This window comes from Microbacterium sp. (genome assembly GCF_035277845.1).
Classification (GTDB): Bacteria; Actinomycetota; Actinomycetes; order Actinomycetales; family Microbacteriaceae; genus Microbacterium.
Genome location: NZ_DATEJS010000303.1, coordinates 1 through 12,122 on the forward strand (window position 1 = coordinate 1; position 12,122 = coordinate 12,122).

Sequence of the window (12,122 nt, forward strand, 5' to 3'; positions counted from 1 at the left end):
GGTCGCGATGCCGCTCGGATCGTCGTCTGCCGCTCCGGTGATCAGTCCCGGCCCCAGCAGATGCAGTACATCGCGCCAAAATCCGCGATGCTGGTAGTCATGGCGGCGGTGAAACAGCATCGGCGCATCCTTCTCAAACAGGCTCGATAGCAATCGCAAGGCGTCCGTGGCTTGCGCGTAGCGTAGCGCGATCCGATAGCAGATCCCTCGTCGAGCTTCTTGAAGAAAGCCGTATGCAAGCCGCCACCACGATATTGATCCGGATCAATCGCTCGCCGTACGCTCGCGTTTCGTCAACGTCCTACCCGATCCGAACCCCGGTGCTTGCTTTTCGGTGCGATGCAGCCATCACCAGGCTACGCTGAATGCGCGATTTCGCTCTGGCCAGGCGCGCGCAGCGCCGGCACTGTTCGCGGCATGAGCGGGGCGATCGAACGGGCGGTGCTGATCACCGGTGCGGGGAGCGGCATCGGGGCGGCGATTGCGGCGGCGTTGGCCGGGCCGGGAGTTGGGTTCCTGCTGCATACAAGGCGCAATGCGGCCGGACTTGCGGCGGTCGCTGCCCGTGTGGAGGGCATGGGTGCGGCGGTCGAGACCATGCTCGGCGATCTCCTCGACCCGGGGCTCGCGACGGCGCTCGTTGGGCGCGCGCGCGAGGGCTTCGGCCGCCTCGATGTCGTGGTCAGCAACGCCGGCTTCGCTGACCGTACTCCGATCGAAGGCTTGAGCGATGCAGCGTTCGCCGCATCGTTCACGGCGATTGCCGCTGCGTTCCTTGCACTGGTGCGCGAGGCAACGTCGCTTTTGCGCGCGGGCGACAACGCCCGGGTCATCGCGGTCAGCAGCTTCGTTGCGCATTCCTTTCGTACCGATCTGCCGGCCTTTCCGGCCTCGGCCGCAGCCAAGGCTGGGCTCGAGGCGCTGGTGCGGGCGCTCGCTCTGGAGCTTGCGCCGGCCGCCGTCACGGTAAACGCCGTGGTGCCCGGCTTCATCCGCAAGGACCAAGGCGCGCGCGCGGCACTCGATCCGGAGCTTTTTCGCCGCCAGCAGGAAAAAATTCCGCTCGGGCGGCTTGGGACTGCAAGCGATGTTGCGGCACTGGTGGCGTTCCTCGCCTCGCCGGCTGCCGGCTATATCACCGGCCAGGCGATCCACGTCGATGGCGGCCTGGTGATTACGCCCTGAGGTGGGGTGGGCGCGGTGTGGTCAGGGCGTGTTGCGGTTCGGGAGGCCCGTCGCCCCGGTCGTGATGGCACTCGTCAGGTCAGCATGGGTGAGATCAGAGCCGGTCAGATTTGCACGCGTCAGATTTGCCCCGGAGAGATCGGCGTAAATCAGGCGCGCGCCCGTGAGATTGGCCCGACTCAGATCGGCAAACTGCATGCTGGCATAATCGAGGATGGCGTCCTCGAAATTCGTATGCCGCAGATTGGCATTGTTGAAATCCGTATGCAGTACACCCATGGACTGGTTGCGGATGTCCGCGCCCAGATTGGCGTGCGAGAAGTTGGCACCCTCCGCATTGCCGTTCAAGCGGGCGAAGATCACCGGCACGTCCTGCTCGGCGCCGCCTTCGACGTCGTGGTGCCGGTCGCCGACGAGCACCGGGCGCGAGACGTCGACGCCCGCGGCCTCGAGCCGGCGCAGCGAGTCGGCGATGACCTCGGCCTTCAGGCCGCGGTCCTTCGCCTCGGAGGTCGCGCCGACGATCGCCTGCAGGAAGCCGTCGAGACCGAAATGCTGCATGAGCCTCAGCACCTGCACCTCGGGCTTGGAGCTGGCCGTCGCCTGCGGGACGCCGGCGGCGGCGATGTCGCGCACGAGATCCGCCATGCCGGGGTACACCCGGGCGCCGGTCTCGTAGCCGTCGGCCTTGGCCACCTGCCGGTAGAACGCGACGGCCTCCTCCGCCTGCGCGGGCGTCATGCCCGACATCGTCTGGAACGACTCCAGCATGGGCGGGCCGATCCAGTGCGCCAGCTCGGCCGGCGGCAGCGGCGGGTGGCCGAAGTGCGCGAGCGTCGTGGTGAGGCGGCGCAGGATGCCTTCGGATGCGTCGATCAGGGTGCCGTCGACGTCCCAGAGGATGCAGGTCCAGGGGGACCGGAAGGAGTGCGCGGCGGAATCAGCATCCATCATTCGACCCTAGGGCACGGGCCGATGAGCGGGCTCGGGCCCGGACCGCGGCATCCGGCCCGGCCTAGACTCCAGAAATGAAGCACTTCTCCGATGCCGCCTCCGACACCCACCTGCTCGTGCTGCGCAAGGGCGAGGAGATCATGCAGCAGCTCAGTGCCTTCGCGACCGAGCAGCGCCTCCCCGGAGCGTGGGTCGACATCGTCGGCGGAGCAGCCGGTGCGACGCTCGGCTACTTCGACCCCACCGCCCGGGAGTACCGGTGGCGCACCTACGACGAGCCGCTCGAGATCACCGGTCTGCACGGCAACCTCGCCTATGTCGACGGTGCGGCGACGTGGCACGTGCACGGCACGTTCGCCCGCTCCGACTACTCCGTGATCGGCGGGCACGTGAAGGAGTGCCCGATCGGCCTGACCGGCGAGATCCTGCTCACCACGCGCCGCGACCGGCTCACCCGGGTCTTCGACGACGAGACGGGACTGAAGCTGCTCAGCGAGGCGTGACCGGGCGCCGGCCGGGTTTCAGAACAGGCGCGGGGCGCCGGACTCGACGCCCTTCATCTCGTCGTAGTCCAGCGTGACGCAGCGGATGCCGCGGTCGGCGGCGAGCACCTTCGCCTGCGGCTTGATCTCCTGCGCGGCGAACACGCCGGTCACCGGGGCCAGGTGCGGGTCGCGGCCGAGGAGCTCCAGGTAGCGGGTCAGCTGCTCCACGCCGTCGATGTCTCCGCGGCGCTTCACCTCGACCGCCACGGTGCCGCCGTCCGGGTCGCGCAGCAGCAGGTCGACGGGGCCGATCGCGGTGGGGAACTCGCGGCGCACCAGGGTCAGGGTCTCGCCGATCAGCCCGGTCTGCTCGGCGAGCAGGCGCTGCAGATCGGCCTCCACGCCGTCCTTCTGCAGGCCCGGATCCGTGCCCAGCTCGTGCGCCGAATCGTGCACGACGTCGTACAGGCGCACCAGCAGCGTGTCGCCCGACTTCTGGTGGGTGACCCGCCACAGCTGCTGCACGCCGGCGGCCGCCTGGTCGTCGTCCGGCTCCTCGACCACGAGCGTGCACGGCGGGCTCATCCAGTTCAGCGGTTTGTACGAGCCGCCGTCCGAGTGCACCAGCAGGCTGCCGTCGCCCTTGTGCACGAGCAGTCGGGTGGCTTCGGGCAGGTGGGCGTTCAGCCGGCCGGCATAGTCGACCGAGCAGCGGGCGATGACGAGTCGCATCAGGCGTCCTTCGCGGTTGCGGAGCGGGGTTCGGGGGAGAGCGGCTTGGCGGCGCCGGAGGCGAATCCGGATGCCACGATCAGCGCGACGATGATGTACAGGGCGTTGAGCAGGCCGATGTGCTCGCTCACGAAGCCGAGCAGCGGGGGACCGGCGAGGAAGGCCACGTAGCCCATGGTCGCGGCGGCGGCCACGCGACCGGCGGCCTTGGCCGGGTCGTCGGCCGCGGCCGACATCCCGAGCGGGAACCCCAGCGAGGCTCCGATGCCCCACAGCGCGGCACCGACGAACAGCAGCGGCACCGACGGGCTGAGGATGAACAGCAGCAGGCCGGCGGCCGCCGTGACCGCCAGCACCCGCAGGATGACGACGCGGCCGAAGCGGTCGACGAGCGGCCCGCCGAACACCCGCACCGCGGTCATCGAGACCGAGAAGACGGTGAGCCCTGCCGCGCCGAGCGCCGGATCGTGCACGCCATGACCCTCGACGACGCCGAGCGCCAGCCAGTCGTTCGCGCCGCCCTCGGCGAACGACATCCCGAGCAGCACGATGCCCAGCACGTATGTGCGCGGCTCGCGCCAGGCCGACAGCGCGACGTGCAGGCGCTCGCGGAACGGGGCCTTCGGAGCATCCGGCTCGACCAGCTCGCCCTCCGCGGCGGGGATGTTCGCGATCGCGACGACGCACAGCACGAGAACCCCGACGGCGACGATCAGCAGGTGGTCGAACGGGGTCAGGCTCAGCGAGATCGCCGCGATGCCGAGGCCCGCGCCGATCACGGTGCCGAAGCTGAAGAACGCGTGGAAGAGGGGCAGGATGGTGCGGCCCGTCTGCTGCTCGATGGCGGTGGCCTCGACGTTCATCATCACGTCCGTCGCGCCGCCGCCGTAGCCCCAGAGCGCGAGCCCGAGGCCCACCAGCCACGGCGCGTGGACGATGTCCGTGCCGACGCCGATGACCGCGAGCCCGGCGCTGAACACGGTGAGGGTGCCGAGCATCCCGCGGCGGGTGCCGAAGCGGGCCATGATGATCGAGCTCGTCGAGATGCCGGTGATGGATGCCACCCCGCCGAGCAGCAGCAGCAGGCCGAGGCCCTCGCGGTTGATGTCGAGGGCCTCTTTGATGGCGGGCACGCGGGCCGCCCACGATGCGACCCCGAGGCCGGACAGCAGGAAGATGGCGAAGATCGCGGTGCGCCAGCGGACGAGCTGCGAATGGGTCACCGTGGCGTTCATACGATTCCAGGGTATCGGGCGACCGCTCGGCCCGCCGCGGGTGCAGGCTGGAGGCATGAGCGACAGGAAGAACCCCCCGGCGTTCCTCATCCGCCTGATCGAGCCCGTCGCGTTCGCGATGAGCGGGCGGCGGATCATGCCGGTGTGGGCGACCGTCCACCACACCGGCCGCAAGTCCGGGCGGGTGCTGCACACCCCCATCGCCGTCGTGCCGGCGCGCGATGCGGGCACGGTGATCATCGGGCTGCCCTGGGGCCTCGACACCAACTGGGCGCGCAACGTCGTCGCGGCCGGCGGCGCCACCCTCAGCTGGAAGGGACGCGACGTGTGGGTCACCGACCCCCGCATCCTGAAGGCCCCCGAGGCCGCACCCCTGGCGAAGGCCCCGTACGACCGCATCGTGCGCCGCATGCCCGGCGCCCTGGTGCTGCGGTTGGAGTGAACCCGGCCGGTCGTTGGGCGAGCGGAGGGGATCCCCCCCGGGTCGTTGAGCGAGCGGAGGGAACACCCCCGGTCGTTGAGCGAGCGAAGCGAGACGAAACGCGGAGGGGCCACTGCGTTTCGTCTCGGTCGCTGGCGCTCCCTCGCTCAACGACCGGGGGAGAGGAGGTCGCTGGGGCTCCCTCGCTCAACGACCGGGGGAGAGGACCGGGGCGCGGAGGCTGGGGCGCGGCCCTCAGCCGGCTCTCAGTAGACTGGGAACCCGCCCACTCGCCAGCCCCGAGGAGGTTCCATGCTGATCCTCCTCGCCGTGTTCGCCGGGACGCCGCTGCTCATGCCGTGGCTCGTGCACCGCTTCGGCGAGCGGGCGTTCTTCGCGGCGGCCCTCGTGCCCGCGATCGCCTTCGCGCACACCGCGCTGCAGGCGCCCGCCGTGCTGGTCGGGCGCATTCCGTTCGAGGCATACGACTGGATCCCGGCGCTCGGCGTGCGGATCTCCATGCGGATGGACGTGCTGTCATGGGTGATGGCGCTCATCGTCACCGGCGTCGGTGCGCTCGTCATCCTCTACTGCCGCTGGTACTTCGCCGGCAAGCGCACGGGCGTCGGCCAGTTCTGCGCGGTGCTGCTCGGATTCGCCGGTGCCATGTACGGGCTCGTGCTCGCCGACGACATGGTGGTGCTCGTGATGCTGTGGGAGGTCACCAGCATCCTGTCGTATCTGCTCATCGGCCACTCGCACAAGCGCGGTGCGAGCCGGCGTGCAGCGCTGCAGGCACTGCTGGTGACCACCGTGGGCGGGCTCGTCCTGTTCATCGGCGTGGTGCTGCTGGTCGTGGTCACCGGCTCCACGAGACTGTCCGGACTGCTCGCCGCACATCCCACCGGCCCCGTCGTCGACGCGGCCCTCGTGCTCGTGCTCGTCGGCGCGCTCAGCAAGTCCGCGATCTTCCCCTTCCACTTCTGGCTGCCGGGCGCCATGGCCGCACCGACTCCCGTATCGGCGTACCTGCACGCGGCCGCCATGGTGAAGGCCGGCATCTACCTCATCGCCCGTCTCGCCCCGGTGTTCGCGCTCGCCGCCCCGTGGCGGCCGATCGTCGTCGCCCTGGGTGTGTTCACCATGCTGCTCGGCGGGCTGCAGGCGCTGCGCGAGACCGACCTCAAGCGCATCCTCGCGTTCGGCACGGTCAGCCAGCTCGGGATGCTGACGGTCGTGCTCGGCTACGGCACGCGGGATGCCGCGCTCGCCGGCCTCGCCCTGCTGCTCGGGCACGCGCTCTTCAAGTCGGCCCTGTTCCTCGTGGTGGGCATCCTCGACCGGCAGCTGTCGAGCCGCGACGTCCGGGAGCTGAGCGGCGTCGGGCGCCAGGCGCCCACTCTCGCCGTCTTCTCGATCATCGCGGTGTGCGCGATGGCCGGCATCGTGCCGACCGTCGGATTCGTCGCGAAGGAGGGAACGCTGACGGCGCTCCTCGAGGAGGCCGGCCACGGCGCGGCGTGGGCGGTCGTCGCGGTCGCCGGCATCGCCCTCGGCTCGGTGCTCACCGCGGCCTACGGCATCCGGTTCGTCTGGGGCGCGTTCTGGCGCAAGCGGGATGCCGCCGGCGACTATATTCCCGAAACGGAATGGCCCGATCCGCCGCTCGGGTTCCTGACGCCGCCCCTCGTGCTCGCCGGGCTCACGGTCGTCGCCGGCCTGGCTGCGCCCCTGCTCGACTGGGCCCTCGCCGGCTACGCGGACGCGAGCCCGGCATCCAGTCCCGGCATCCCGCAGTCCGAGCCGGCGCACCTCGCGCTCTGGCACGGGGCCGAGCCCGCGCTGTGGATCTCGCTCGCCACCATCGTGCTCGGCATCGGCGTGTTCGCCCTCGCCCGCCGCATCCGGTGGGACGAGCGCCGGCGCCTGTTCCCGTTCACGGCGCCCGACGTCTACAACCTGTTCCTGCGGCTCATCGCCCGGGCATCCGTGCTCGTCACCGGCGTCACGCAGACCGGATCGCTGCCGGTGTACGTCGGCATCATCTTCGTGGTGTTCGTCGCGGCGCAGGGCACCGCGCTGATCATGGGCGGAACCCTCGGGGCACAGCTGGATGCCTGGCAGTCGCCGATGCAGGTGGCCATCGCCCCGCTCATGATCGTCGCCGCGCTGGTCGCGGTGCGCGCGCGGAAGCGGTACACCGGCGTCGTGCTGGTCTCGGTCACGGGGCTCGGCATGGTGGTGCTGTTCGCGGTGTCCGGAGCACCCGACCTGGCGCTCACCCAGGCGCTCGTCGAGACGGTCACGATGATCACCTTCGCGCTGGTGCTGCGGCGCATCCCGTCGCGGATGGGCGAGCGCAACGCGTCGGTGTGGCCGTTGCTGCGGGCCGTCATCGCCGGCGCCGTGGGCGTCGTGATGGCGGCGGTCGCCGTCGTCGTCTCGGGAGCGCGCACGACCGTGCCGGACTCCGCCGGCTTTCCCGAACTCGCCTACCGGCTCGGGCATGGGCGCAACGTCGTCAACGTCACCCTCGTGGACCTGCGCGGGTGGGACACCATGGGCGAGCTGTCCGTGCTGATCCTCGCGGCGACCGGGGTGGCATCCCTCGTGTTCGTCACGCACCGCGCCGACACCCTGTCGCGGTTCGTCAACCCGCGCGTGACCGCCCGCAGCCTCCTCGTCGAGACGGACGAGGGCGTCCGGCCCGCCGACGCGACCGCGGACACCAGCCGCCGGGCGTGGCTCGTCGGCGGCAACCGGGTGCGTCCGGAGAACCGCTCGCTCATCCTCGAGGTGATCGTGCGCATCCTCTTCCACACCATCATCGTCGTCTCGCTGTACCTGCTCTTCGCCGGTCACAACCTGCCCGGCGGCGGGTTCGCGGGCGGGCTCGTCGCGGGAATGGCCCTGGTCATGCGGTATATCGCCGGCGGCCGGTACGAGCTGGGCGCGGCGGCGCCGACGGATGCCGGGCGGCTGCTCGGGATCGGGATGGTGCTCGCCGTCGCGACCGCGCTGGTGCCGGTGCTGTTCGGGCTGCCGCCCCTGAAGTCCGCCGTGCTCGAGGCCGAGGTGCCGGTGCTCGGACACCTCGAGTTCGTCACGTCGACGATCTTCGACGTCGGGGTGTACCTGGTGGTGATCGGGCTGGTGCTCGATGTGCTGCGCTCGCTCGGCGCCGAGGTCGACCGGCAGCGGTGGGAGGGCGAGGGGGAGTCGTCCGGGGCGGGGCGTTTCGTCTCGCTTCGCTCGCTGGGTGAGCGCGGGCGGTACGGGGGTGAGGGCGCATGACACTCAGCGGCATCCTCATCGTCGTCATGGCCGTGCTGTTCGCGGCCGGGGTGTACGCGATCCTCGAGCGCAGCCTGACGCGCGTGCTCATCGGGTTCCTGCTGCTCGGCAACGCGGCGAACCTGCTGCTGCTCATCGTGATGGGGGCGCCGGGGCAGGCATCCTTCTATGGCGCGAAGGGCCTCACCTCGGACCCGCTGCCGCAGGCGCTCACCCTCACCGCGATCGTCATCACGTTCGCCGTGTCGGCGTTCCTGCTCGCGCTCATCTACCGCTCCTGGCAGCTCGGCCAGCAGGACATCGTGATCGACGACACCGAGGACATCGCGGTGCGCGCCCGCGGCGAGGCCGTCGAAGTGGTCCTGGACGACGAGGTCGAGATGGAGGATGCCGACGACAAGGACTCCACCGACTTCGTCGGCGTCGAGACCGCGCCGATCACCGTGCTGCACCACCGCGACCTCGCCGCGATCTCCGACGACGCGCCCACCGACGACCCGGACCGCCCCCCGCCCGGAGGTGACGCGTGAACGCGCTCGTGCCCCTCGTCGTCACCCTGCCGCTGCTCGGCGCGGCGATCGCGCTCATCACGAGCCGCCACCGCCGCGCGCAGGTGCTGGTGTCGATCGTGACCCTGAGCGTCGTGCTGGCGATCTCGTTCGTGATGCTCGCGGTGGTGGATGCCGGAAAGCCGCTCGCGGTCGCCGTGGGCGGGTGGCCGGTGCCGTTCGGCATCGTGCTGTACGTCGACCGGCTCTCCGCGCTGCTGCTCGTCGTCTCGTCGGTGGTGCTGCTCGCGGTGCTGCTGTTCTCGGTCGGGCAGGGCGCCGCGGACGGTGATGACGAGACGCCGGTGTCGATCTTCCACCCGACGTACCTCATCCTCGCGACGGGCATCTTCGACGCGTTCGTGGCCGGCGACCTGTTCAACCTCTACGTCGGGTTCGAGATCCTGCTGGTCGCGTCGTACGTGCTGATCACGCTCGGCAGCACCGAGTCCCGCATCCGCACCGGGGTCGTGTACATCGTCGTGTCGCTGGTGTCGTCGGTGCTGTTCCTCGCCGCGATCGCGATGATCTACGCGGCGGTCGGCACCGTGAACATGGTGCAGATCTCGCAGCGCATGGCCGAGATGCCCCAGTCCACGCAGCTGACCCTGCACCTCATGCTGCTGCTCGCGTTCTCGATCAAGGCCGCCGTCTTCCCGCTGTCGTTCTGGCTGCCGGACTCGTACCCGACCGCGCCCGCTCCGGTCACCGCGGTGTTCGCCGGCCTGCTGACGAAGGTGGGCGTGTACGCGCTCATCCGCACCGAGACGCTGCTGTTCCGGGCGAACGACGTGAACGTGCTGCTCATGTGGGTGGCGCTCGCCACCCTGGTCGTCGGGGTGCTGGGCGCCGTCGCCCAGGCCGAGCTGAAGCGCATCCTGTCGTTCACGCTCGTCAGCCACATCGGCTACATGGTGTTCGGGCTCGCGATCGCGACGCCGGCATCCATCGGGGCCACGATCTACTACGTGGTGCACCACATCGTGGTGCAGACGACCCTGTTCCTCTCGGTGGGGCTCATCGAACGGCGCGCGGGATCGACGTCGATCCTGCGCGTGAAGGGCCTGATGCGCGCGGCCCCCCTGATCGCCGTGCTCTACTTCATCCCGGCGATCAACCTCGGCGGACTGCCGCCGTTCTCCGGGTTCATCGGCAAGTTCGCGCTGTTCCACGCCGCCGCGACCCAAGGCGGCGGGCTGAACATGCTGCTGATCGTCGGCGGTATCGTGACGTCGCTGCTGACCCTGTACGCGCTCATGCGCGCCTGGAACCTGTCGTTCTGGCGCGAGAAGGATGACGCCCCCGAGACCGAGACGCTGCAGCGCATCGGCTACCTCGATGCCGCCCCGCTGGCCACGGTGACCACCGAGCGCCGGGTCATCCCGCGGATCATGACCGCCGCGACCACCGGCATGGTGTGCGTGACCCTCGCGCTGACCGTGTTCGCCGGTCCGATCTACGACGTGTGCGCGCGGGCGGGGGCGTCGATCATGCGGCCCGTTCAGCTCTCGCAGGTCACCGAGGAGGTCGGGCAGTGACCGGCCGGTGGGCGCGCGCGTGGCGGCAGCTGCCGTTCTTCGTCTGGCTGCTGGCGCTCTGGATGCTGCTGTGGGGCCAGTTCACGGTGCTCGCCTTCGTGACGGGGCTCGTCGTGGTGGCGGTGGTGACCCGCGTGTTCCGGCTGCCGCCCGTGGAGCTCTCCGGCCGCATCGACGTGTGGTGGGGGTTCGTGTTCGTCGTCGACTTCCTGTGGGCGGTGGTGCGCGGCTCGCTGACCGTCGCGTGGCAGGTGCTCGATTTCCGCCGGCAGCCGGGCGCGGCGATCGTCGGCGTGCCGATGCGCACCGATGACGACCTGATCATGACGCACACCGCGGTGGTGGCATCCCTCATCCCCGGCTCGCTCGTGCTGGAGGCAGACCGCGCGAACCGCGTGCTGTACCTGCACGTGATCGGGGTGCGCAGCGCCGCGGACCTCGAGAAGCAGCGCCGCGACGTGCAGCACTGGGAGGAGCGCATCGTGCGGGCGGTCGGCTCGGCGGCGCAGCTCGCGCAGGTGCGCTCCGGGATGGCGGCGCGGGATGCCGGAGGTGCGCGATGACCGTGCTGCTGTGGATCGTCTACGCGCTGTTCGGCGTCGCCGCGGTGCTCACCGTGGTGCGCATCGTGCTCGGCCCGTCGATCCTCGACCGGGCGGTCGCGGCCGACGTGCTGCTCACCGAGGTGATGTGCGTGCTCGGCGCGGACATGGTGATCAACCACCACACCGACACGCTGCCGGTGCTGCTCATCGTCGCCGCAGTGGGGGTGTTCGGCTCGGTCGCGATCGCGCGGTTCGTGGCACGACGCGACGTCGAGGGACCCGCCGCCGGCGATCCGGGAAAGGGGAGGGGCCGATGAGCGAGTGGCTCGACATCGTGGCGATCGTGCTGGTCGCGTGCGGTGCGGTGCTCTGCGTGACCGCCGCCCTCGGGATCGTGCGGTTCACCGACGTGCCCACCCGCCTGCACGCGGCCACCAAGCCGCAGGTGCTGGGCTTCCTGCTGATCTGCGTGGCGATCGCGATCGCGCTGCGCTCCTGGGCGGTGCTGGCGTTCCTCGTGCCGGTGGTGCTCATCCAGCTGGCGACGGCCCCGCTGGCCGCGCACATGGTGGGCCGTCAGGCGTACCGCAACGGGACCATCCGCGAGCAGCAGCTGTACACCGACGAGCTCGCCCGCGACCGCGGCGAGCAGCCCCCCGCCCCCGGTCGTTGAGCGAGTCGCCACCCTCCCGGTCGTTGAGCGAGCAGCCCCCCACCCCCGGTCGTTGAGCGAGCGAAGCGAGACGAAACGCGATTCCCACCGCGGGGCGGGATATGCGTTTCGTCCCGTCGCTTCGCTCCTCGCTCAACGAGCGACGGTGCTCAGTACCAGTTCATCGCCTGGGAGTGCCCCCAGGCGACGCAGGGGCTGCCGTAGGTGGCGCGGATGTACGAGAGGCCCCACTTGACCTGGGTGGTCGCGTTCGTGGCCCAGTCCGAGCCGGCCGCGGCCATCTTCGAGCCGGGCAGGGCCTGCGGGATGCCGGTGGCGCCGCCGGCCGCGTTGTAGGCCTTGTAGTTCCAGCCGGATTCCTTGTTCCAGAGCAGGTTCAGGCACTGGAATTCGCCGTTGCCCCAGCCGTACTGCGTCGACATGATCAGCTGCGCGGCGGCGCGGGCGCCGTCCGGGGTGTTGGTGACGGCGAGACGGGCGGCGCGTGCGGCGGCGGCCTTGCGCGCGGCCTC

12 protein-coding genes and 1 pseudogene are annotated in these 12,122 nt (G+C 70.4%); 9 read left to right on the forward strand and 4 right to left on the reverse strand.

Annotated features, from left to right (window positions below; genetic code table 11):
- Positions 1-417: 417 nt before the first annotated feature.
- Positions 418-1,185, forward strand: a complete 768-nt coding sequence (locus VJR25_RS13285; RefSeq protein ID WP_324115786.1) for an SDR family NAD(P)-dependent oxidoreductase — start codon at positions 418-420, stop codon at positions 1,183-1,185.
- 21 nt (positions 1,186-1,206) lie between these two features.
- Here the strand turns inward: VJR25_RS13285 and VJR25_RS13290 are convergent, their stop codons facing one another.
- Positions 1,207-2,136 carry a pentapeptide repeat-containing protein gene (locus VJR25_RS13290; RefSeq protein ID WP_324115788.1) on the reverse strand — a complete coding sequence of 310 codons (930 nt, stop codon included), beginning with the start codon at positions 2,134-2,136 and terminating at the stop codon, positions 1,207-1,209.
- Between the two features lie 77 nt (positions 2,137-2,213).
- Here VJR25_RS13290 and VJR25_RS13295 point away from each other — a divergent pair, with 77 nt between their 5' ends.
- Entirely contained in the window at positions 2,214-2,642 is a 429-nt protein-coding gene (locus tag VJR25_RS13295; RefSeq protein WP_324115790.1) for a PPC domain-containing DNA-binding protein, read from the forward strand.
- Positions 2,643-2,660: 18 nt separating this feature from the next.
- Here the strand turns inward: VJR25_RS13295 and nucS are convergent, their stop codons facing one another.
- The gene (gene nucS / locus VJR25_RS13300) at positions 2,661-3,356 is read right to left on the reverse strand and encodes an endonuclease NucS (RefSeq protein WP_324115792.1); all 696 of its coding nucleotides are present in this window, start codon (positions 3,354-3,356) and stop codon (positions 2,661-2,663) included.
- A complete protein-coding gene (locus VJR25_RS13305) occupies positions 3,356-4,591 on the reverse strand; it encodes an MFS transporter (RefSeq protein WP_324115794.1) in 1,236 nt (411 codons plus the stop codon). The genes nucS and VJR25_RS13305 overlap by 1 nt, the downstream gene beginning before the upstream one ends.
- A 55-nt stretch (positions 4,592-4,646) precedes the next feature.
- On the opposite strand from VJR25_RS13305, the gene VJR25_RS13310 reads away from it, so the two are divergent.
- The 7 genes from VJR25_RS13310 to mnhG all read left to right on the forward strand — a co-directional run bounded on the left by VJR25_RS13310 (position 4,647) and on the right by mnhG (position 11,610).
- Complete coding sequence (locus VJR25_RS13310; protein ID WP_324115795.1) at positions 4,647-5,033, forward strand: nitroreductase family deazaflavin-dependent oxidoreductase; 387 nt, start codon at positions 4,647-4,649, stop codon at positions 5,031-5,033.
- Positions 5,034-5,324: 291 nt separating this feature from the next.
- Entirely contained in the window at positions 5,325-8,306 is a 2,982-nt protein-coding gene (locus VJR25_RS13315) for a Na+/H+ antiporter subunit A (RefSeq protein ID WP_324115797.1), read from the forward strand.
- The gene (locus tag VJR25_RS13320) at positions 8,303-8,836 is read left to right on the forward strand and encodes an NADH-quinone oxidoreductase subunit K (RefSeq protein ID WP_324115799.1); all 534 of its coding nucleotides are present in this window, start codon (positions 8,303-8,305) and stop codon (positions 8,834-8,836) included. Before VJR25_RS13315 ends, VJR25_RS13320 begins: the two co-directional genes overlap by 4 nt.
- Positions 8,833-10,392 carry a Na+/H+ antiporter subunit D gene (locus VJR25_RS13325; protein WP_324115801.1) on the forward strand — a complete coding sequence of 520 codons (1,560 nt, stop codon included), beginning with the start codon at positions 8,833-8,835 and terminating at the stop codon, positions 10,390-10,392. Before VJR25_RS13320 ends, VJR25_RS13325 begins: the two co-directional genes overlap by 4 nt.
- Positions 10,389-10,955 (forward strand): Na+/H+ antiporter subunit E, encoded by a 567-nt coding sequence (locus VJR25_RS13330; protein WP_324115803.1) that lies wholly within the window; start codon positions 10,389-10,391, stop codon positions 10,953-10,955. The genes VJR25_RS13325 and VJR25_RS13330 overlap by 4 nt, the downstream gene beginning before the upstream one ends.
- Positions 10,952-11,254 carry a monovalent cation/H+ antiporter complex subunit F gene (locus tag VJR25_RS13335; protein WP_324115805.1) on the forward strand — a complete coding sequence of 101 codons (303 nt, stop codon included), beginning with the start codon at positions 10,952-10,954 and terminating at the stop codon, positions 11,252-11,254. Before VJR25_RS13330 ends, VJR25_RS13335 begins: the two co-directional genes overlap by 4 nt.
- A complete protein-coding gene (mnhG, locus tag VJR25_RS13340; protein ID WP_324115807.1) occupies positions 11,251-11,610 on the forward strand; it encodes a monovalent cation/H(+) antiporter subunit G in 360 nt (119 codons plus the stop codon). The genes VJR25_RS13335 and mnhG overlap by 4 nt, the downstream gene beginning before the upstream one ends.
- 149 nt (positions 11,611-11,759) lie before the next feature.
- Here the strand turns inward: mnhG and VJR25_RS13345 are convergent.
- Positions 11,760-12,122 (reverse strand): annotated as a pseudogene (locus tag VJR25_RS13345) (phospholipase); the annotation flags it as partial.